The organism is Streptomyces sp. NPDC020845 (genome assembly GCF_044334165.1).
Classification (GTDB): domain Bacteria; phylum Actinomycetota; class Actinomycetes; order Streptomycetales; family Streptomycetaceae; genus Streptomyces.
Genome location: NZ_JBIRSJ010000005.1, coordinates 130,152 through 150,872, shown reverse-complemented (window position 1 = coordinate 150,872; position 20,721 = coordinate 130,152). Strand labels below are relative to the sequence as shown.

Genomic DNA, 20,721 nt, shown 5'->3' with positions numbered 1-20,721 from the left:
ACGCTGCCGCATGACGGGCCTCGTGCCCGTCACGCCGAGGACATCACCTCGTACAGATTTCCCGTCTCGTCCTGGAAGAACAGGCCCCGGGGACACAGGGGGTGGTCGATCCGGCTGTTGTCGGGCTGGGTGGGGTCGTTGCCGTACGGGATGCCCGCCGTACGGATCCGGGACAGGATCGCGTCGAAGGTGGCCGGGTCCACGTCGAAGGCCAGGTGGTGCCCTTCGGGGTCGGTCACGGTCATGAAGTCCAGGGTGAGCGTGTTGTTCACCCGTACGGGGGCGAAGTGGCCGTTGCGGCCCGCGGGGTGCAGTTCCTCCAGGCCCATGACGGAGGCGAAGAAGTGGGCCGCCTCGCGGTGGTCGGCGGCGGGGACGATGGTGTGGTTCAGCGTGACGCTCATGTGCCGCTCCCGGGTTGGTTGAGGGTGCCGTGCAGGAGGACGTCGACGAACTCCACCGGATCGACGTCGGCGCCCTCGGCGCCGAAGTGCAGCTGGGTGAAGAGCATGCCGAGGAAGATCGAGGCGACTCTTTCGGGGGGCAGGCGCAGGGTCGCCCGGTCGGGCTCGACGAGTTCGGTCAGGGCGTCGCGGGTCGCCCGCATCGATGTCTCCCGGCTGTCCGCCGGTCGGTCGGATCCGTCGTGCGGGTTGTCGGAGGTCGAGGTTCGGCCGCCGGTTGGTCGGGCGGCGGTCGGTTGGGCGGCGGTTGGTCGGCCGCCGGTTGGTCGGGCGGCGGGGGTGCGTTCGCGGCGGTGGCCCGAGGCATGGAGGGCCCCGGCGACCGCGCCCATCCGCGTCAGATGGGCCCGCATCGCCTCGGCCGCCTCGGTCAGCCGGTCGGCGAGCGGCTGGTCGAGGGAGATGGAGGCCAGCTCGCGCAGTACATGGCTGGGGTTCATCGCCTCGGCCGTGCAGGCGGCCAGCACCTCCTCCTTGTCCTTGAAGGCGCGGAAGATCGTCGCCTCGCCGATGCCGGCGGCGCGGGCGATCTGCGCCGTGGTCACCGCGGCGCCGTACTCGGCGACCAGCGGGAGCGCGGCCGCGACGATCATCGCCCGGCGCTGCTCGGTGCTCATGCCCGGTGCACGTCGCCGGGCCGGTGGTTCTGCCATGCGCCCACCGTACGGAGTGAGTACTCACTCCGTCAATGCGCATTGAAGCGATGTCATGGAATCGTGCCGACCCCGTTTGTGTTGTGTGCGGGCTGTGAACCAGGTGACGGCTGTGGCCTGAGGCGCGGGCATAGTGGGGGGTCTGTCCGAGAAGGGGCAGCTGGAAGACGGCTTCACGCGCAAGCAACAAGCGCGGCACAACAGCACACAGGGGGACGAGGCTCCATGCCATCCATACGCCGCTCCGCCGCGGCCGCCGCGGCCATGGCCGCCCTGCTCGCGGTCACCGCCACGGCCTGCGGGCCGAGCGACGACAACGCCGGGTCCGAGCCGAGCGCTTCGGCCACCACCGGGGACAAGGGCAAGGAGAAGGAAGGCCTGAGGATTCCGGACGGGGTGCCGACCAGTCTGGACGACCTGAAGAAGTGGAAGGACGGCGGCTGGAAGAACTGGGACGACTGGGCCCGCAAGGCTTCCGATTTCGCCAACCCCGTCATCAAGGACTTCTGGCAGCCGTCCCGGATGGCGAAGGCCAAGGACTCGCCGAGCACCGTCGCCACGCAGAGCGCCGGTGCGGGCCAGGCGGCCACCGACCCCGAGCCGTCCGCGATCCAGGCCAAGCAGGTCTCACGGCCGTACCACCAGAACATGGCGCCGGTCGGCAGGATCTTCTTCGACAGCCCCGACGGGCCGATGGTCTGCTCGGGCACGGTCGTCGAGGACCCGGCCCACCCGGGCAAGTCCAACCTGGTGTGGACGGCGGGCCACTGCGTGCACTCCGGCAAGCAGGGCGGCTGGATGCGGAACATCGTCTTCGTGCCGTCGTACAACGACAACGGGCTGCCCGCCAACCGGACCGAGACCGCCGCGAGCCAGGACGTCGCCCCGTACGGCGTGTGGTGGGCGGACTGGTCGCAGACCTCCTCGCAGTGGATCGACGGGGGCGCCCACACCGGCAATGTCGCCTCGTCGTACGACTTCGCGGTGCTCCATCTGAAGCCGGAGAACGGCGGCGGCAAGTCGCTGCAGGAGACGGTCGGGGCCGCGGTCCCGGTGTGGTTCGACGCGCCGTCGGCGAACCAGGTCAGCTCGATCGGCGCGTACGGCTACCCGGCCGCGCCGCCGTACGACGGGGCGCTGATGTTCAACTGCCTGGACCGGCCCAACCGGCTGTCGTTCTCGCCGACCGCGCCGACGATGTACCGGATCGGCTGCACGATGACCGGCGGCTCGTCCGGTGGCGGGTGGCTGGTGAACCGCGGTGGCAAGACGGCGCTGGTGTCCAACACCTCCATCAGCTCCAATGCGCACACCTGGCTCGCGGGGCCGCACCTGGGCAGTGAGGCCAAGGGCGTGTTCGACGCGATCAGCCGGAAGTTCGCGGCCAACGGCTGACCGGCGGCGCCCCCGCGCACCTCGTGTGCCCTGCTTATGCGGTGGTCACGAGGTGCGTGGGGGCCGGTCTGCGGCAAGAGTGGGGGTATGGCCGAGAACATCTTGTTTATGGATCTTCCGGGGCCGGAAGCGGCCCCTCGGGCGCTCGACGCACTGCTCCGCGCGGATGACGAGGGCGAACTGGTGCTGTGCGAGGGCGCGGTGATCGCGCGGGCCGTGGACGGGACGCTCGATCTGCCGGACTGTGTGGACAGCAGCGGCGCCCGCTGCTTCACCATGGATGACCTGATGGGCGGGCTCGTGGGCGTTCTGGGCGGGCCGCTTGGCCTCATGATCGGCTTCGGGGAGGGCGGGTTCGTCGGCGCGGCGCGGGACACCCGCGAGGGTATGGGCGCGGGCCGAGGCGGGGGTGAGGGTGAGGGTGCGGGCGGGGCGGCGGGCGTGAGTGCCGCCCTGGAGATGCTGGCCGCCGAGGTCCCGCCGGGCACCACCGTGCTGGTCGCCGACGTACGCGAGCCGTCTCCTGACGCGGCCGACCGGGCCTTGGCGCCGTACGGTCACCCGGTCGCCCGGTATCCGGCCGGGCGGGTGCGCAGGGAGATCGAGTCGGCTAAAGCCGAACGTTCCTAGGCGCCCGCCGGCAGCCACCCGGCCGCGAGCCCGCCGGCAGCCACCCGGCCGCGAGCCCGCCGGCAGCCACCCGGCCGCGAGCCCGCTGCTGCGGCCTACGCCAGCGGCTTGCCGTAGCAGCGGCTGGACTCCTCGAAGCGGTACAGCCCGAACTTGGTGATCGGCACATAGCCGCAGGAGGTGTAGAGCGCTATGGCCTCCGGCTGCTCGGTCCCCGTCTCCAGCACCATCCGCTGCCGCCCCGCCTCCCGGGCGCTGTCCTCCAGCGCGGCCAGGATCCGGCGGGCCAGCCCCTGCCCCCGCGCCTCCCGGACCACGAACATCCGCTTGATCTCGGCGTCGCCGTCCACGTGGCCGTCCTCGCTGTGCTCCTGGCTGCGCCAGCCGCCGCTGGCCACCGCGCGGCCCTGTGCGTCGTAGGCGAGGAGGTACAGCCCCCGGGGCGGTTCGAAGTGCGTCGGGTCCATGACTGTCAGGTCGGGGTCGCCGTAGCGCTCGACGTATTCGGCCTGCACCTCGTCGTTGAGCTTGACGGCGTCGGGGTGGTCGTAGGGGACGGACTGGATATTCATGCGAGAGATCGTACTTCCATGCGAACCTGCGGGGCGCTCGGTTTTTTCTGGCGTATCGTGCCGGAATGCTCACCGTGACCACCGTGAATGTAAACGGGCTGCGCGCCGCAGCCAAGAAGGGCTTCCTGCCATGGCTCGCGGGCACCGCCGCGGACGTGGTGTGCCTGCAAGAGGTGCGCGCCGAGCCCGGTGAGCTGACCGCGCCGGTCCGCGAGCCCGACGGCTGGCACACCGTGCACGCCCCGGCGGACACCAAGGGCCGGGCCGGGGTCGCCGTCTACACGCGGCGCGAGCCGGAGGGCGTACGGGTCGGCTTCGGGTCCGCGGAGTTCGACGGCAGCGGCCGCTATCTGGAAGTGGACCTGCCCGGGGTGACGGTCGCCAGCCTGTATCTGCCGTCGGGGGAGGTCGGCACGGAGCGGCAGGAGGAGAAGGAGCGCTTCATGGGCGAGTTCCTGCCGTATCTGAAGGAGCTGCGGGAGCGCGCCGCGGCCGGCGGGCGCGAGGTGCTGGTGTGCGGCGACTGGAACATCGCGCACCAGGAGCCGGACCTCAGGAACTGGAAGGCCAACCGGAAGAAGTCCGGGTTCCTCCCCGAGGAGCGCGCATGGCTGAGCCGGGTGTACGACGAGGCGGCGTACGTGGACGTGGTGCGCAAGCTGCACCCGGATGTCGAGGGGCCGTACTCGTGGTGGTCGTACCGCGGGAGGGCCTTCGACAACGACGCCGGGTGGCGCATCGACCTGCTCGTCGGCACGCCGGGGCTGGCCGAGCGGGCCGTGAAGGCGCAGGTGGAGCGGGCGGCGAGCTACGACCAGCGGTGGAGCGACCACGCCCCGGTGACGGCGGTCTTCGGCGGCTGACACGGGTGGCCCCGGGCTGAGATGCTGCGCCGGTGAACACTGCGGCATCGGATTGGGAACGGCGGGTCGCGGACCTGTGGACCGCCTTCGACGACCACGACCCCGCCGGCTTTCTGGCGGCCATGACGGCACTGGCGGCCGAACTCCCCGCCGGCGACCCCGTCGCGTCCTTCGAACTGGCCTCGGCGTACGACGCCACCGACCGCGAGGAGGAGGCCGCCCCGCGCTACCGGGAGGCCCTGGCCGCCGGACTCACCGGGCCGCGGCGCCGCCAGGCGGTGATCCAGCTGGCCAGCACGGTGCGCAACCTCGGCCGGCCAGAGGAGGGCGTCGCGCTGCTCACCGCGGAACGGGAAGCGGAATCCGATGAACTCGACGACGCCGTCGCCGCGTTCCTCGCGCTGGCGCTCGTCGACGCCGGGCGGGAGCGGGAGGCGGTGGGCCTCGCCCTGTCGGCCCTGTCCCGCCATCTGCCCATGTACAACCGCTCGCTGGCGCGCTACGCCGACGAACTCGCGGGCGGGGCGGACGGAGCAGGACGCTGAGCGCCGCGCCGAGCGGCGCGCGTGTGCACCGTTGGCCGGACGGGGTCGGTCGGGGGGACACCCCCGCGTTCGCCCTGGCCGACTCGGATGACCAGAGCGCCTGGGGGGTCTGCGCCGATGTCTCGGGCCTGTTCGTCGACCCGCCCGTCTGCTCCTACCAGCTCCTGGCCTGCGCCCCCGCCGGTCCGCTGCGCGAAGCGCTGTACGAGAGCGGAAAGGCGCCGTACGAGCCGCGGCCGCTGGGCGACCTGTGGCTGCGGCCCGTCGGCGACGAACGGTGCCCGGAGGATTCGGAACGGCTCGATGCGTGGCGGTTGGAGGACGTACGGGTCATCGGCCATCGCCCCCACCCCGCCGACCCCGCCCTGACCGACGTCTTCATCGAGGGCGCCGACGGCTACCCGGACCCGCCCGACGATCCGTACCTGGCGGCGGGCCTGCTGCTGCACAACGGCCGTGAACATCTCGGCACCTGCGCCGACTTCTCCGACATCGTCGCGCCGGACGCCCCTGACGACGAGCCGCCGGACACCCCGCTGTGTCTCCTCGGCTGTGCCCCCGGCGACCGGCTCCGGTCGGCCCTCGCCGCCGGGACCCGCCGCCGGCTGCGGCTGGGGGAGGCCCAGCTGCTCGTCCTCGACCGGAACGGCGCGGAGGACGCGTACCGGTACGTCACCGCCGAGATCGCCGACTGGAAGCCCTCACCGCTCGGCCCCGGCCTCCTCGACATCCGCCTCACCCAGGGCCTCTGGGACCCGCCGCCCCCGCGGGCCCGCCCCTTCTGGCAGCGGTGGTACGACGGTCCGCCGACGGCCCCCAACCAATGGGCCGGGTACGGGACCCGCGACCGTGAGCTCTGGCTCGACTGCGTGCTCGAACGAGGGTGTGCCCCGTCCGTTCCGGCCGCGCCGCCCGGGCGCGTGTACGAGCTGGACGGGCGGCACATCACGGATGTGCCCGGCCTCTATCTCGCGCTCGGCGAGGCCATGCGCGGCCCCGGCGGCTACTACGGCTGCAACGCCGACGCCCTGGACGACTGCCTCGGCGGAGGCTTCGGGGTCACCACGCCGTTCACGCTGGTCTGGCACGACGCGCGGATCGCGCGGCGGAGCCTGGGGCGGGTCCTCGACTCGCAGGGGGATCCGTACAGCTACTTCGACCTGGTGCTTGAGGTCTTGAAGGACGGCCGGGTCGAGGTGCGGCTGAGGGACTGAGCCCGAGCCGCCTCAGGTGCAGTCGTTGGTGGCGTCCCAGCAGGTCTCCTCCGGGAAGGGGTCGCCACCGTCGGACGTCGGCGAGGTGCCCGTCGTGGGCGGCGGGTCGTCGGGGAGCGACGGCGGGTCGTACGGGGTCCACGTCGATGTCGGCGAACTCCGCGTGGGCTTCGGCTCCTTGGGGGCCGTCGTCTTCGCGGGCGTGGGCGTCGACGAGGTCTCCCGCGGTTCGGTGGGCGACGGTTCGTCCTTGACGGGTTTGGCGTCGGCGGCGCTGGAAGTGGCACCGCCCGAGGGGCGGCTTGGTGTGCCCGAGGGGGTCGTGCTCGCCGGCGCTTCCGTACGGCTGCTCTCGCGCGGCTCGTCGGGGCGGTCGCCGGGGCGCAGAATCGCCGTGGCCGCGGCGGTCAGGAGCACGATCGCGACCGTGGCGGCGATGATCACGCCCGGTCGCCGGAGGCGGCGCCCGGCCGCCTTCAGCCCCTTCGGCTGCGTTGGCCCCTCGGGGTGCGGCTCCGGTTTCGGGGCCGGTACGGGGTCCGGGTTCTCGGCCACGGGTTCGGGATCCTCGGCCAGCGGCTCGGGATCTCGGGGTACGGGCTCGGGGTCCTCAGCCACCGGCTGGGGATCCTCAGCCACCGGTCCGGGACCCTCAGCCACCGGCCCACGGTCCTCGGCCACCAGCCCGGGGTCCTCGGCCACCGGCCCACGGTCCTCGGCCACCGACTCCGCCTCCACCGTGGGTGACGGCTCCTCGGCGTCGGAGGGTTCCTGCTCGACCTCGACGGCCAGGCGCTTGCGGACCCCCACCCACGCCTCGACCGTGGCCTCGTCACCGCCGCAGGCCCGGACGAAGGCCGCCACCAACTCCTCGCGGGGCAGCTCCTGTCTGTTCAGCGCCCCGGCGAGGGTGGCGCGCGGCAGCACGTCCCCCGCCGCCCCGGCCCGGCGTTCCAACTCGCGATAGCTCAGATCCGCCCACTGGCGCAGCTGGCGCATCACCGCCACGAACTCCGTGGAGTCCTTGACGTCGTGTGGCAGTGGAATCCTTCCGTCCACCTCGGCCCCCCGTGTGTTTTGTTGTGTCGGAGCTCGGTCCTCCCCGGGAGCTTAAAGGGCTTGCCATGAAAACTCGCCAAGAATCAGGGTCACTTGCCGCGCATATGCCGTTCGACGACCTCGCGCACCCGAGGCCGCAGCCACCCGTCTTCGCCGCCCGGGTCCAGCCCTTCCGCCTTGAAGACGGAATCGGTGAACTTGTCCACATCGGCGGGCGGCGCTTCGCGCAGCCGCCGTATGTCGTGCGGTGGAAGACAGAAACCGAGGTCGACACACAGCTCGTAGAGGAGCGCGTAGACCTCCTCCGATGACAGTCGTTTTGTCATGCCCCGGTACGGTACCGGCGGCGCCCGGCCCGGGCACGTGAGTTACGGTCCGGACAGGGCCCGGGCGTCAGGCACCCGCCGCACGCCGAGGGGCGCGGCCCTGCGCCTCGAACCGGTCCTGTGCGGCCAGCACGTCGTCCGCATGACGCTTCGCCCACGCGCCCATCGCCCGCATGGGGACGAGCAGGGCGGTTCCGGCCTCGGTCAGCGCGTAGTCGACGCGCGGCGGCGCCTCCGCGTACGTACGGCGCTCGATCAGGCCGTTGTACTCCAGGCGCCGCAGCGCGTCGTTGAGGACCTTGGGGCTGATGCCGCCGATCCGGGCGACCAGCGCCCGGGGCCGCATCGGGCCGCATGCGCCGAGCGTGTAGACCACGACGCTGTCCCAGCGGTTCGCGAGCACCTCGAACGCGATACGCGCATGACAGTCCGCGGTGTACGCCGTGTCCCCCGTGTCGGCGGCGTGCGCGGCGTCTGCGTGCGCAGCGTTCTCAGCGTCTGCATGCGCAGCGTTCTCGGCGTCTGCGTGCGTAGCGTTCGCGTGCGCGGCGTCCCGCGGGCAGCTCGGCTTCTCCATACGCGCATCCTGCCCGATCCGATGCACACCACGCGGTGTGCATCGGCCGCCCCGGACCCGGAGCCCCGGGCCACCGCGCCGGTCGTCAGGCCGTGACCACGGTCAGCCCCTCCGGCGCCGTCACGCTCACCGACCCGTCCGCCGCCAGCGTGACGTCCAGCCGCCCGCCGCCGACCTGGAGCCCGGTCACCGTCAGCGGGCCGTACGCCCGGGCGAAGGTGGGGGCCACCGTGACCGTGCCGCCCGGGACGTCCGCGTCCAGGCCGAGGGCCGACGCGAGGACCTGGACCGAGGCGGCGGCCGCCCATGCCTGGGGGCGGCAGGACGCCGGGTAGGGGGCGGGGCGCGGGCCCGCGTCGGCGCCGTGGCCGGCGAAGAGCTCCGGCAGCCGGGCGTCGAAGGCCGCCGAGGCCGTCAGCAGGCCCGCCGCCAGCGACGCCGCCGCGTCCGGGAAACCGGCCCTGACCAGGCCGTGGACGGCGATCGCGGTGTCGTGCGGCCAGATCGAACCGATGTGGTAGCCGTACGGGTTGAAGCCCACCGAGTCGCTGCTCAGCGTGCGCAGGCCGTGGCCCGAGTCGAGGTCGGGGCCGGCCAGCCGGGCGGCCAGCGCCGCGCTCTCCTCCTGGTTCAGCAGGCCGGTGCCGAGGAGGTGGCCGAAGCCCGAGGTGACCGAGTCCACCGGCCGGCCGTCGCGGTCCAGCGCGACCGCCGGGTACGGGCCCCGCGCGTCCTCCACCCAGAAGCGCTTACGGAAGCGGTCGGCGAGCCCTTCCGCCCACTCCTCCCATGCGTCCGCGCCCGGCCGCCCGAACGCGCGCAGCAGCGCCGCCCCGCCCCGCGCGGCCTCGTACGCGTACGCCTGCACCTCGCACAGCGCGATCGGCGGGTCGGCGAGGCGGCCGTCGCGGTGGCGGATGGCGTCGCCGGAGTCCTTCCAGCCCTGGTTGGCCAGGCCCCGGCCGGTCCGGTCGACGTACTTGAGGAAGCCGTCGCCGCCCGCGTCCGCCTGGTCGCGCAGCCAGCCGAGCGCCGACTCGGCGTGCGGCAGCAGCTGTTCCACCTCGGCCGGGGCCAGGCCCCAGCGCCAGGCGTCGTGGAGCAGGGTGATCCACAGGGGGGTCGCGTCCACCGTGCCGTAGTACACCGGCGGGAGGGAGAAGGTGTCCGTGAAGTCCTGGGTGGCGCGCCGCACCTCGTGCAGGATCTTGCCGGGCTGCTCCTCCGTGGCCGGGTCGACGGCCGCGCCCTGGCGGCGGGCGAGGGTGCGCAGCGTGCCGGCCGCGAGGTCGGTGCCGAGCGGCAGCAGCATCCGGGCGGCCCACAGCGAGTCGCGGCCGAAGAGGGTCAGGAACCACGGGGCGCCCGCGGCCAGGAACTGATCCACACCGCCCGTGCCGGCCCCGCCCCTCTCGTCGGATCGCGGGTCCATCAGGCGCAGCCGGTCCGCGTCGGCGACCGACTGGTCCAGCCACTGGTCGAAGCGGCGGTCCGCGCTGCGCAGGGCCGGGGTGCGCCACGGCACGGCGTCCGCCGGGGGCGCCGGGAACTGGTCGCCGTCCGCGTACGCCGCCGTGCAGCGCAGCCTCGCCGTCCACGAGGTGCCGGGGGCCAGTTCGATGTCGTACGACAGCCGGCCCTCCGCCGCCCGGCCCTCCGCCGCCTCCAGCACGTCCGGCGCCGGCTCGCTGGTCAGGCGTACGGAGAACCCGTCACGGGACCACACCAGACCGTGTCCGTCACTCTCGACCCGCGCCCGTACCGGCTCCAGGACGTGGCCCGACTTGACCCGCTCCATCAGGGCGAGGTCCGTGGCCGCCGTGACCGTCAGCCGGAAGCGGACCCGCTGGGTGCCCGCGTTGGTGACCTCGAAGCTCTCCTCCAACCGCCCGGAGGCGACGGTCCGGCGGCGGAGCAGGGTGACCGCCGGGTCGGGCGTCACCTCGCCGAGGCCCCGCAGGATCGACCGGAAGTCCGCCCGGTCGGCCCCCCTGAGCCCGCCGCCGACCGGGGCCAGGGCGATGGGCCCGGCCGTGACGGTCAGATGGGACAGCGCCCTGCTGTCGCCGTGGTAGAAGCCGTCCGCATCCCCGCCGAGCTGCCCGTCCGCGCGCGAGATCACAAAGCTCGGCGCGTACAGCGTGACGACCGCGTCGTGCAGGAACGGCTGCAGGTCCGCGGCCACCGAAGTGGTTGCCGTGACCGAGTCGTTGGTGTCCTGGGGCTTGACAGTGGTGTCCAAAAGAGTAGAACCTCTCAGCGTTGGATCGTTCAAAAGACATTAACGGCCTCTTCAGGGCGCTGACAATGCCTTTGTAACGCTCAAATCAAGCCCTTGGGACTGGGCTTGCAACCTCGTAGGCCGGAGACCCGTATGCCCCGCTCCACCAGCAGTTCCTCGCCCAAGGGCAGCACCAAGGGCGGCCCGGTGACCCTCGCGATGGTCGCCCGCCGGGCCGGTGTCTCCACGCAGACCGTGTCCAACGCGATCAACTCGCCGGAGCTGCTGCGCCCCGAGACCCTGGACCGGGTCCGCCAGGCGATCGACGAGATGGGCTACCGCCCGAGCCGCGCCGCGCAGACGCTGCGCACCCGCTCCAGCAAGCTGATCGGCTACGGCATCCAGCCCGCCCCGGGCGGCAACACCGCCCCGGTCATGGACCGCTTTCTGCACGCCCTCTCCCAGGCGGCCGACGAGGCCGGGTACCGGATCCTGCTGTTCTCCTGCCCGCCCGGCGGCCCGAGCCTGGAGGGGTACGACGAACTGCTCGCCCAGCACGACGTCGACGGCTTCGTGCTCAGCAACACCGCCCGCCAGGACCCGCGCCAGGCGTGGCTGGCCAAGCGGGGCGTGCCGTTCGTCGGCTTCGGCCGGATGTGGTCGGGGCGGCAGATCGGCGACTGGGTCGACGTCGACGGCGCTTCGGGCACGGACGCCGCCGTGGAGCACCTGGTCGCCCTCGGACACCGCAAAATCGCCTTCCTCGGCTGGCCGCGCGGCTCCGGCGTCGGCGACGACCGAGCCGAGGGCTGGCAGCGGGCCATGCGCCGGCACGACCTGCCGACGCGCGGGCGGCGCGCGGAGAGCGTGGGCGACGTCGAGGCGGCCCGTATCGCCGTGAAGCCCTTACTGGACGCGGGTGCCACGGCCGTGGTCGCGGCCAGCGACATGCTGGCGCTCGGCTGCTACCACGCGCTGCGCGAGCGGGGCGCCGTCCCGGGCCGGGACGTCGCGGTGGTCGGCTTCGACGACTCGCCGACCGCCGGGATCCTCTCGCCCTCCCTGTCCTCCGTCGCCCAGCCGCTGGAGGCGGTCGGCCGGGAGTGCGTACGGCTGCTGCTGGCCCGGATGGCCAACCAGGACGCGGCACCGGAGCGCGTCCTGTTGGAGCCGTCCCTCGTCGTCCGAGACAGCGCCACGGCGCCGGGTTCCGACGCACCGACCCCTGACACACCGGCCCCCTGACGCACCAACGCGTCCGATGCCCTGACACGCCGACGCCCCGGCGCACCGACGCGCCGGTCCCCTGAAACGCCGGCACGCCCCGACGCGCCGCGCCACCGACATCACCTCTCCTCCACCCCCCTCGAGCCGCACGTACCACCCCGAATCCACGGAGGAATCATGGTCCCCCGCACGGCCGCCGCCGCCCTCCTCACCTGCGCGGCGCTTCTGACCGCCACCGGATGCTCGTCGAGTTTCGGCGGCGACAAGGAGAAGGAGCAGGACACCAGCGCCAAACAGCACCTGAAGGTGCTGATAGCCACCTCGGGCGACGCCGAGACCAAGGCGGTCAAGGAGGCGGCGGCCGCGTACGAGAAGAAGTCCGGCAACAAGGTGACCGTCGAGGCCGCCAAGGACATGAACCAGCAGCTCGCGCAGTCCTTCGCCGGGCACAAGCCGCCGGACGTCTTCTATGTCAACTCCGACATGTTCGCCAACTACGCCAAGGGCGGCTCCCTCTACGCGTACGGCGAGAAGATCAAGGACGCGGACGACTTCGCCGAGCAGCTGCGCTCCTCCTTCACCTACGACGACAAGCTGGTGTGCCTGCCCAAGGACACCTCCACCCTCGCCCTCGCCATCAACACCGACCTGTGGAAGAAGGCCGGGCTGACCGAGAAGGACTACCCGACCTCCTGGGAGCAGCTGCGCAAGGTCGCGGGCAAGCTGACCGGGGACGGGGTCACCGGCCTGGTCACCAGCGACGAGTACCAGCGGCTCGGCGTCTTCATGAAGCAGGCGGGCGGGTGGATCACCGACGCCGGGCAGACGAAGATGACCGCCGACAGCGCGAAGAACGCCGAAGGGCTCGGCTTTGTGAAGTCCCTGCTGAAGTCCGGCTCGATGAAGTACGCCAAGCAGGTCGACACCAGCTGGGGCGGTGAGGCCTTCGGCAAGGGCAAGGCCGCCATGACCATCGAGGGCAACTGGCTGACCGGCGCCATGAAGCTCGACTACCCGGACGTCAAGTACAAGGTGGTCCCGCTGCCCGCGGGCCCGGCCGGGAAGGGCACGCTCGCCTTCAGCAACTGCTGGGGCGTGGCCGCCGAGAGCGCCCACCAGTCGGCGGCGGTGGACCTGGTGAAGTACCTGAGCTCCGGTGAGCAGCAGCTGAAGTTCGCCGAGGGCTTCGGCGTGATGCCCTCGCGCACCAGCGCTCTCGCCGAGTACGCGAAGCAGGAGCCGGACGCCAAGGCCTGGGTCGACGCCAACTCCTACGCACAGGGCCCGGTGACCATCGCCGGATTCGACAAGGTGCTCAGCCAGTTCAACACCGAACTGCAGTCGCTGCCCACCACCGACCCGAAGAAGATCCTCGCCAACCTCCAGCGCAACGGCGAACAGGCCCTCGCGAAGGGCAACTGAGCCGCCATGCCCTTCCGCCCCACCCCGCGTACGGCCCGCCGCACCCCTCGCGGCGCGTCGTCCGGCCCCCGCCCGGCCCCTGAGGCCGGCGGCGGGGGTCCCCGTACGGTCGGCTCGCCGGGCGCACCTGACGCGCCCGGCGGGTCCGGCCCCAAGGCGGCGCCCCGCACCCCAAACACCCCGTCCGCGGGGCGCCGCCGCGGAGAGGGCGCCTGGGGATGGCTGTTCGTCAGCCCCATGGTGCTGATCCTCGGCCTGTTCCTGGTGCTGCCGATCCTGATGGCCCTGTGGGTGAGCCTGCTGGACTGGGACGGGCAGTCGAACCCCTTCGACGGCCAGGCCAAGTTCGTCGGCCTGGACAACTACCGGGCGCTGCTCACCGAGGACGGCCTCGACCGCACCCTCTTCGCGACCTCGCTGCGCAACAACGCCTACTACGTGCTGCTGACCGTGCCGCTGCAGACCGGGCTCGCGCTGGTGCTGGCGCTGATCGTCAACCAGCGGCTGCTGCGCGCGCGGGGCGCCCTGCGCACCACCTTCTTCTTCCCGTCCGTCACCAGCTCGATCGCGGTCTCCACCGTCTTCCTCTTCCTCTTCCAGGGCAGCGGGGCCGTCAACACGCTGCTGTCCTGGATCGGGATGAAGGGACCGAACTGGTTCGCCGATTCGCGCGGGGTGCTCTCGCTGCTGCTCGGCGGCCTGGGGATCGTCGACCCCGACCACCCCACGGGCGCGCTGGCCGACCACTCCTTCATGGGTCTTTCCTGGTACGAGTGGCTGTCCGGGCCGTCCGTCGCGATGTGCACGATCATCCTGCTCGCCGTGTGGACGACCTCAGGCACCTTCATGCTGATCTTCCTCGCGGCCCTCCAGGACATCCCGCGCGAGCTGGAGGAAGCGGCCGCCCTGGAGGGCGTGAACCGGCGCCAGATGCTGCGGTACGTCACGCTGCCCGCGCTGCGTCCGGTGTTCTTCCTCGTCCTCACCCTGGGCACGATCGCCACCTGGCAGGTCTTCGACCAGGTGTATGTGATGGGCCAGGGCGCCCCGGGCAACACCACGCTGACGCCGGCCTTCATGTCGTACTCGGCGGCCTTCGACGGCGCCGACTTCGGGCAGGGCGCGGCCATCGCCTTCATCCTGCTCGCGCTGATCCTGTGCATCACCGCCCTGCAGCGCTGGGCGCTGCGGGAGCGCGGCCCCCGCCCCGGGAGGAACCGATGAACGCCAAGGCCAACGCCCGGGCCGACGCCAAGTCCGACGCCAAGTCCGCGGCCGCCGCCCGGGCGCAGGGGCGCCCGGTGCTCGGCCGGTTCCCGCTGCCGCTGCGGGTGCTGGGGTATGCGTTGGTGGTGGGGCTCGGGCTGCTGTATCTGCTGCCGTTCGTCCTCCAGTTGGTCACCGGGTTCAAGACGGACCCCGACGCGGCGGCGCACCCCCTCGGGCTGGTGCCCACCACCCCGACGACCGCCGCCTACCAGCGGCTGTTCGGGCTGAGCCAGGCCGGGGACGGAGTGCCGTTCCTGCGCTGGCTGGGCAACTCCGCGTTTGTCGCGGTCCTGGTCACGGCCGGGCGGGTGCTGTTCGACTCGATGGCGGGGTACGCGCTGGCGCGGCTGCGCTTCCGGGGCCGCTCACTGCTGTTCGGCTTCGTCCTCGCGGTGATGGCGGTGCCCGGGGTGGCGCTGCTGATCCCCAAGTTCCTGGTGCTGAACACCTTCGGGCTGTTCGACACCTACACCGGCATGATCGTTCCGCTGCTGGTGGACGCGGCGGGCATCTTCATCATGAAGCAGTTCTTCGAGTCGATCCCCCGGGAGGTCGAGGAGGCCGCGCGGGTGGACGGCGCCGGGGTGATCCGGACCTTCTGGTCGGTGGTGCTGCCGATGGCCCGGCCCGCGCTGCTCACCCTGACGATCCTGTCCTTCCAGAGCTCGTGGAACGAGTTCACGCACTTCCTGGTGTCCACCCAGTCCGGCGAGTACGAGACGCTGACGACCGGGCTCGCGCGGTTCATCTCGGGCGGCCTCGGCGGCGGTACGCAGTACCCGCTGAAACTGGCGGCGGCCCTGCTGGCGACGGTGCCGGTGGCGGCGCTGTTCTTCTGCTTCCAGCGCTACTTCGTCCAGGGGGCGAACTCGGGGGCCGTCAAGGAGTAGTGGCCCGCCGCTGCCCGCATCCTGCCCGATCCGACGCACACCGCGCGGTGTGCGTCGGCCTGCCTAAAGTCTCCGTCGTCACCACGGTTTCTCACGACGGGAGCACCATGCGCATCGGCATTCTGGGCACGGGCGGGATAGCCACCACACTGGGCGGCGCGTGGGTCCGCGCCGGGCACGACGTCCTCGTCGGCGGGCGCGACCACGCGGCGGCCAAGGCCACGGCGGAGCGCATCGGCGCCACCGGCCACGGCACGCTCGCCGACGCGGCGGCGTACGGCGACGTCGTCCTGGCGGCGGTCCCGGCGGACGTGGCGCCCGAGTTGGTCAAGGGGTTCGTGGACGTCCTCGACGGCCGTACGGTGATCGACTGCACGAACCCCCTCGTGCCCACCGACGACGGCCTGACGCTGTCCACCAACGGCACGACCTCCATCGCCCTGCGGATGGCGGAGGCCGCGCCGGGCGCCCATGTGGTCAAGGCGTTCAACCTCTGCCACGACTCCATCTGGACCCTGCCGCAGCCGACGTTCGAGGGTGCCCCGCTGGCCGTCCCGTACTGCGGCGACGACCCGGGCGCCCTCGACCGCACCGCCGCGCTCATCACCTCGATGGGCTGCACGCCCATCCCCTGCGGCGGGCTCGCCCGCGCGGTGTACGTGGAGGCGACGGCGGCCCTCGCCATCGGAATGTGGCTGAACGGCGCGGAACCCCGGTTCGCGTTCCCAGTACCCATGGCGGCGCCGGGCGCGCCGAACGCCTAGGACACAATCGTCCCCGCACAGGTTGGCGCGAGAGTTGTGTGAGCGGGGAGCAAGGCAGTGCGGATAGAGCGACACCAGATAGGCGAGGCCGCGGTTTCGGCGGCTCTTGAGGACTTCGCCAACCGGATCGGTTCGATGGTCCACTCCATGTCGAGGGCCGGCCGGATCTCCACCTACGAGTGGGACCTGATCGCGGAGGAATTCCTCGACTACCTGGGCGCTCTGTCCGTCGGGACCCCCGACCTCGACACCCCGGAGGCCAAGGCCGTCCTCGACAACGCCACCGAGGCCGCCGCCGGTGCCGTGGCGTATGCCGCGTACTACCCGACCAACCACTTCCAGGTCTTCCTCGACTATGTGAACTTCGGGATGACCTACGACCCCGGTTCCGAGGGCGACCCGGAGTCCATCTCCGCGCACCGCTGGCTCGACGCCTTCTGCCTGGCGGTCCTCGCCGACAGGGCCTCATGGCACGGCGAGGCGTTCCACTTCGCCCGTGAGCCGTTCGAGAAGGACGGGGCCGGGCGGCCCGCCGTCGAGCTCATCAAGGGCTTCATGGCGTATGTCATCGGGGATACGGGAGACGACGCCGAATACCCGCCGACCAGGGAACAGAAGCTCGCCGCGCTGGATGCCGCGCTGGCCCGGATACGGGCCCTCGACGCCGCGCCCGGCGAGGGCGGGCTGCTCGACCAGCCGCAGTCCATCGGGCTGGCCGCGCTGCGCGCCCTGACCACCGGAGACCGGGACTCCTTCCGCACCGCGCTGGCCAAGCTGCTGCTTCCGCACAGCGCCATCCCCGGCCCCGGCGCCAGGCCCCGCACCCTGCTGCCGCTCCTGCCGCTGGCGCTGGCCGCGCTCGCGTACCGCCGCGAGGGCTGGCAGCCGCCCATCGACACCGGGTATCTCCCGCGGGCGCTGGTGACCGGGTTCGAGACCGCGGGGCCACGGGTCCAGGCGTACGGCCGCGTACGGCGGCCGGACGCGGTCGCCGCGCTGGCCGCCGGGCCGGTGGTGGTCGAGCGGCCCGAAGCCCCGCAGGAGATGCACCCGGAGAGCGAGGCCCTGTTCGAGCAGTACACCAGGGAGGCCCTGACGTCGGAGGACGGAAAGCCGCTCTCCGCCTGGAACCTGTCGGATGCCGTGCGCTACCAGGACATCCTGTTCAAGGCCCGCGCCTCGCTCACCGCCGATGTCACGGACCAGCAGCTGGAAAACCTGCGCCTCGCCGCGGAACTGGGCGCGGCCCTCTTCCGCGCCACGCTCGCCGAGCCCGGTACGGACGTCGAGGTGACGATCGGCGGCAGCACGCTCAGCTACCCCGCCTACCACGGGGATCAGGCCGGGCCCGGCGCCTGGCACACCGCCATGAACTTCGCCCTGATCGGCGGCCGGCGCGAGGACATCGCCGCGCTCGTCCTCAGCGGTTCCGCCCGACTGGAGGGCGACGGCTCCGCCTTCGCCTCGTACCGCCGGGCGCTCCACGACTATTTCCGGGGCGTGGACCCCGAACCCGCCACGGACCGTGCGCTTGAGGACTGCGAGAAGGCCAGGACCTGGGGCTTCTTCCCGCCGCCCGGCGTCCTCTTCTCCCAGCTCGTCGAGGGCGACGAGGAGAGCTTCAACCTCGCCCTCATCGACGCCCTCGAAGCGCACCGCGACCACTACCGGGTCGCCGACCGGGCCGACGACTCCGACGCCGCCATCGACCTCGACATCCTGGCCCTGGCCTGCCACGCCCGCCGCCGGGGCTGGAACATCCGGGTCGTCTCCCCCTATCTGCCGCCGCGTCTGCTCGTCAGGTGAGCCGCAGGGTCAGCTGAAGTCGGCGGCGTGGTCGGCCACCCAGGCGCGGTAGGTGCGGGCCGGTGCGCCCGTGACCGCCTCGACGGCCCCGGTGATGGCCGGGGGAGGGGCGTCGAGCATCGTGGCGTAGCCGTCGAGGAGCGGGTCCACGAAGGAGTCGGGGAAGGAGTCATCGGCCAGAAGCCGCTGACGTGATTCCTCCCGGGACAGCTCCTGCCACCGGAGGGGACGCCCCAGCACCTCGCCGATGGTGCGCACCTGCTCCGCCTGGGTCAGGACTTCGGGTCCTGTGAGGGCGTAGGCGGTGCGGCCGTGGCCGTCCTCGGTGAGGGCCCGCACCGCCACGGCGGCGATGTCCGCCTCGTGGAGCAGAGCCATGGGCAGGGCCCCGTACGCGCCCCGCACGACGTCCCCGGCGCGGATCTGGTCGGCCCACCAGAGGGTGTTCACGGCGAAGGTGCTCGGGCGCAGATGGGTCCAGACGAGTCCGGACCCCTCGATGAGCTGTTCCACGCACGCATGGGACCGGCCCACGGGGTGCGCCTGCCGTTCGGGCGCCACGCCGTCCTGGACGGCGCCGGACGACAGGAACACCACCCGGCCGACATGCCACTTGATGGCGTCCACGACGGCGGGGGCCGGATCGGCGCCGTGGAAGGGCCACATCAGGAACACGGCGTCCGCTCCCTTCAACGCCGCCTCCAGCGCGGCCGGGTCGGCCAGGTCGCCCTGGCGTACGTCGACCCCGCCGGGCAGGGTGGCGGCGCGAGGATCGCGGGTCAGCGCCCGCACCTCGCCGATGTGCCCGGTCATGAGCTGGGACACCACCTGCCGCCCCACATTCCCGCTCGCCCCGGTGACGAGGATCGTCCTCTCGGCAGCCATCCGCGCTCTCCTTGCCCGTACGTCCGTTCTCACGGCTTCACGATCGGCGTACGAAGGGAGCGGTGCCAGCCAGCCGGGCCCAGATACGGGAAACCGTCATTGAAGTGCTCGATATGACGGATGCCGTCAGTGGCACTGCCAGGTGAAGCGGGCCTGGTCGAAGCGGCCGGCGGCGAGATCTTCGGGGTCGATCAGCCAGTAGAGGGCGCCCGCGTCGCCCCACATCATGTCGGCGTCGTCGTCGGAGGCGATCTGGAGAAGGAGCCGCCACCGTGCCTCCTCGGCGAGGATGTCGTCGAAGTGGGGGTTGTCGGGATTGAATTCGTCCAGGTCCCAGTCCTCGGGGAAGTCGCCGACTTCGTACGCGACCTCGCCCTGGATGTTGGAGGGTTCGCCGCCCACCTGGTGGTGGACCCGGCGCAGATTCCACACGGCGTCCTGGAACTCGACGTACACCGGGTCGGTGGACACCGTCTCGTAGTCGAGGCCCAGCGGTTCGTGGAGTTCAGCGTTGGTGAGTTGCGGCAGGTCGACGGCCGCATCGGTGCGCAGCGGCACGCGGCGGTACGGCTTGAGCGGGGCCGGGGCCGGGCGCGGCAGAACGGGCGTGCCGGCGGGGACGTACAGGATGCGGGACCCAGGGCGGGACTCGGGGTTCGAGGGATTCACCCACGACTCGTATTCGTCGGCCTGTCCGTCGAAGTAGAAGAACAGCAGGGTGCCGTCGGCCGGCAGGGCCAGTCCGGTGGCGGCGGCCGACAGTTGGGCGCAGTCGAGCGAGGCGACGAACGACAGAGGGCCGTGCCCCTCCCACACCGGCCACTCGACGGCCTCGGGAAGCTGCGGCTCACCGCCGAGCACGCCGACGTGTTCGTCTCCGGGACGGGCGGCCGAGAGGATCTGACCTCTCGGCTCCAGCAGGGAGCAGAACCGGTCCGCGAGGCCGGAGGGAAGCCGTTCGTGCGCCAACTCGCTGAGGAGGGGAAGACTGAGCATGGGCCGATGATGGCAGGGGCCACTGTCACCCCCGGTCCTGATCTGCCTCCGCCCACGCCGCCAGTTCCGCGCGGATGCGGCGGTCCATGGCCATCGACAGCTCGGCGTCCACAACACCCTTGGCCATCGGCCGCAGTTCCTCCAGCGTCGCGCCGATCCGGGAGGCGGGCTCGGCCAGGACCGTGGTGCGCAGGAGGGCGGCGAAGACCTCGGCGATCGCGTCCACATGGTGGCGTACATCGCGGGCCGCCCCCAGGACGGCGGCGAGCGGGAGGCCCCGGTCGACCAGATCGCGGGAGACGTCCAGCAGACGTCGGCTGACATGCACCAACTGGTCGCCGTCGACCGCGAGATAGCCGAGGTCGAGGGAGGCCGCGAGGTTTTCCGGCGTCGCCTGCCCCTGGAAGTAGTCGGCCAGTGCCTCCGGGGTGAGCCGGACCGGGGTCTCCTGCGACCAGGCGGGGACGGGGATGGGGGTGGAGCGCAGACCGAGGAGGTCGGCGACGTCGCGGGCGCCGCTGTCGAAGGCGGCGAGGAGTTCGGCGATGCCGCCGAGGGTGTGGCCGCGCTCCAGGAGGGCGGCGATCGTATGGAGCCGGGTCAGGTGGTGGTCGTTGTACCAGGCGACGCGGCCCTCGCGGCGCGGCGGCGGGATGAGCTTGCGCTCCCGGTAGAAGCGCAGGGTGCGCACGGTGATCCCGGCCTTCTCGGCCAGCTCTGCTATGCGGTATTCGCGGTATTCACCGTATTCGCGGGTTTTCTCGGGGCTGTTGGGGTCGGGGCCGCCCAAGTCAGGACCGCCCAGGTCAGGGCCGTCCGCACCCTTGCGTTCTTCGCTCGTCGCCACGTCAGCAGCCTATGCCCGCACCACAGAGCGGTGAACCGCCGGTAACTTCCCTCCATCCGGCCCCTACCGCTCGGTAGCACCCTGTCCTACGCTCAA

The 20,721-nt window shown here is 72.0% G+C and carries 20 protein-coding genes and 1 pseudogene; 11 read left to right on the top strand and 10 right to left on the bottom strand.

The window, feature by feature from the left end; translation table 11 throughout:
• Nucleotides 1-29: 29 nt before the first annotated feature.
• A complete protein-coding gene (locus ACH4U7_RS13610) occupies nt 30-404 on the bottom strand; it encodes a VOC family protein (protein WP_398528128.1) in 375 nt (124 codons plus the stop codon).
• Complete coding sequence (locus ACH4U7_RS13605) at nt 401-1,057, bottom strand: TetR family transcriptional regulator (RefSeq protein WP_398528516.1); 657 nt, start codon at nt 1,055-1,057, stop codon at nt 401-403. The genes ACH4U7_RS13610 and ACH4U7_RS13605 overlap by 4 nt, the downstream gene beginning before the upstream one ends.
• Before the next feature lie 285 nt (nt 1,058-1,342).
• On the opposite strand from ACH4U7_RS13605, the gene ACH4U7_RS13600 reads away from it, so the two are divergent.
• Together ACH4U7_RS13600 and ACH4U7_RS13595 are read left to right on the top strand one after the other, a co-directional pair.
• Nucleotides 1,343-2,512, top strand: a complete 1,170-nt coding sequence (locus ACH4U7_RS13600) for a trypsin-like serine peptidase (RefSeq protein ID WP_398528127.1) — start codon at nt 1,343-1,345, stop codon at nt 2,510-2,512.
• Nucleotides 2,513-2,599: 87 nt separating this feature from the next.
• A complete protein-coding gene (locus ACH4U7_RS13595) occupies nt 2,600-3,142 on the top strand; it encodes a DUF1269 domain-containing protein (protein WP_398528126.1) in 543 nt (180 codons plus the stop codon).
• A 95-nt stretch (nt 3,143-3,237) separates the two neighbouring features.
• Here ACH4U7_RS13595 and ACH4U7_RS13590 read toward each other — a convergent pair whose 3' ends face one another.
• Nucleotides 3,238-3,714 (bottom strand): GNAT family N-acetyltransferase, encoded by a 477-nt coding sequence (locus ACH4U7_RS13590; protein WP_398528125.1) that lies wholly within the window; start codon nt 3,712-3,714, stop codon nt 3,238-3,240.
• A gap of 65 nt (nt 3,715-3,779) precedes the next feature.
• On the opposite strand from ACH4U7_RS13590, the gene ACH4U7_RS13585 reads away from it, so the two are divergent.
• Genes ACH4U7_RS13585 through ACH4U7_RS13575 form a run of 3 tightly spaced genes read left to right on the top strand, consistent with a single transcriptional unit; the run spans nt 3,780 to nt 6,336 of the window.
• Nucleotides 3,780-4,577: an exodeoxyribonuclease III gene (locus ACH4U7_RS13585; protein WP_398528124.1), complete on the top strand. Its 798-nt coding sequence runs from the start codon at nt 3,780-3,782 to the stop codon at nt 4,575-4,577.
• Nucleotides 4,578-4,609: 32 nt separating this feature from the next.
• Nucleotides 4,610-5,122: a tetratricopeptide repeat protein gene (locus ACH4U7_RS13580; protein ID WP_398528123.1), complete on the top strand. Its 513-nt coding sequence runs from the start codon at nt 4,610-4,612 to the stop codon at nt 5,120-5,122.
• Between the two features lie 23 nt (nt 5,123-5,145).
• Nucleotides 5,146-6,336, top strand: a complete 1,191-nt coding sequence (locus ACH4U7_RS13575) for a barstar family protein (RefSeq protein WP_398528122.1) — start codon at nt 5,146-5,148, stop codon at nt 6,334-6,336.
• Between the two features lie 12 nt (nt 6,337-6,348).
• Here the strand turns inward: ACH4U7_RS13575 and ACH4U7_RS13570 are convergent, their stop codons facing one another.
• The 4 genes from ACH4U7_RS13570 to ACH4U7_RS13555 form a co-directional block, all read right to left on the bottom strand.
• On the bottom strand, nt 6,349-7,395 hold the full coding sequence (locus tag ACH4U7_RS13570; RefSeq protein ID WP_398528121.1) for a helix-turn-helix domain-containing protein: 1,047 nt from the start codon (nt 7,393-7,395) through the stop codon (nt 6,349-6,351).
• Between the two features lie 89 nt (nt 7,396-7,484).
• On the bottom strand, nt 7,485-7,721 hold the full coding sequence (locus tag ACH4U7_RS13565) for a hypothetical protein (RefSeq protein ID WP_398528120.1): 237 nt from the start codon (nt 7,719-7,721) through the stop codon (nt 7,485-7,487).
• A 67-nt stretch (nt 7,722-7,788) separates the two neighbouring features.
• Nucleotides 7,789-8,298, bottom strand: coding sequence for a winged helix-turn-helix transcriptional regulator (locus tag ACH4U7_RS13560; RefSeq protein WP_398528119.1), 510 nt, complete (start codon nt 8,296-8,298; stop codon nt 7,789-7,791).
• An 85-nt stretch (nt 8,299-8,383) separates the two neighbouring features.
• Entirely contained in the window at nt 8,384-10,540 is a 2,157-nt protein-coding gene (locus ACH4U7_RS13555) for a glycogen debranching N-terminal domain-containing protein (protein ID WP_398528118.1), read from the bottom strand.
• Between the two features lie 132 nt (nt 10,541-10,672).
• Here ACH4U7_RS13555 and ACH4U7_RS13550 point away from each other — a divergent pair, with 132 nt between their 5' ends.
• The 6 genes and pseudogenes from ACH4U7_RS13550 (at nt 10,673) to ACH4U7_RS13525 (ending at nt 17,897) form a co-directional block, all read left to right on the top strand.
• Nucleotides 10,673-11,764: a LacI family DNA-binding transcriptional regulator gene (locus ACH4U7_RS13550; RefSeq protein WP_398528117.1), complete on the top strand. Its 1,092-nt coding sequence runs from the start codon at nt 10,673-10,675 to the stop codon at nt 11,762-11,764.
• A gap of 159 nt (nt 11,765-11,923) precedes the next feature.
• The gene (locus ACH4U7_RS13545; protein WP_398528116.1) at nt 11,924-13,168 is read left to right on the top strand and encodes an extracellular solute-binding protein; all 1,245 of its coding nucleotides are present in this window, start codon (nt 11,924-11,926) and stop codon (nt 13,166-13,168) included.
• 237 nt (nt 13,169-13,405) lie between these two features.
• Nucleotides 13,406-14,392, top strand: a complete 987-nt coding sequence (locus ACH4U7_RS13540; protein WP_398528515.1) for a carbohydrate ABC transporter permease — start codon at nt 13,406-13,408, stop codon at nt 14,390-14,392.
• The gene (locus ACH4U7_RS13535) at nt 14,389-15,327 is read left to right on the top strand and encodes a carbohydrate ABC transporter permease (protein ID WP_398528115.1); all 939 of its coding nucleotides are present in this window, start codon (nt 14,389-14,391) and stop codon (nt 15,325-15,327) included. Before ACH4U7_RS13540 ends, ACH4U7_RS13535 begins: the two co-directional genes overlap by 4 nt.
• A gap of 107 nt (nt 15,328-15,434) precedes the next feature.
• A pseudogene (locus ACH4U7_RS13530) lies at nt 15,435-15,698 on the top strand (NAD(P)-binding domain-containing protein); the annotation flags it as partial.
• Between the two features lie 528 nt (nt 15,699-16,226).
• Nucleotides 16,227-17,897: an immunity 49 family protein gene (locus ACH4U7_RS13525; RefSeq protein WP_398528514.1), complete on the top strand. Its 1,671-nt coding sequence runs from the start codon at nt 16,227-16,229 to the stop codon at nt 17,895-17,897.
• A 9-nt stretch (nt 17,898-17,906) separates the two neighbouring features.
• Here ACH4U7_RS13525 and ACH4U7_RS13520 read toward each other — a convergent pair whose 3' ends face one another.
• The 3 genes from ACH4U7_RS13520 to ACH4U7_RS13510 all read right to left on the bottom strand — a co-directional run bounded on the left by ACH4U7_RS13520 (nt 17,907) and on the right by ACH4U7_RS13510 (nt 20,625).
• Nucleotides 17,907-18,782 carry an SDR family oxidoreductase gene (locus tag ACH4U7_RS13520; RefSeq protein WP_398528114.1) on the bottom strand — a complete coding sequence of 292 codons (876 nt, stop codon included), beginning with the start codon at nt 18,780-18,782 and terminating at the stop codon, nt 17,907-17,909.
• A gap of 126 nt (nt 18,783-18,908) precedes the next feature.
• Nucleotides 18,909-19,778: a YwqG family protein gene (locus ACH4U7_RS13515; protein ID WP_398528113.1), complete on the bottom strand. Its 870-nt coding sequence runs from the start codon at nt 19,776-19,778 to the stop codon at nt 18,909-18,911.
• A gap of 25 nt (nt 19,779-19,803) precedes the next feature.
• Entirely contained in the window at nt 19,804-20,625 is an 822-nt protein-coding gene (locus ACH4U7_RS13510) for a MerR family transcriptional regulator (protein WP_398528112.1), read from the bottom strand.
• Nucleotides 20,626-20,721: the final 96 nt, after the last annotated feature.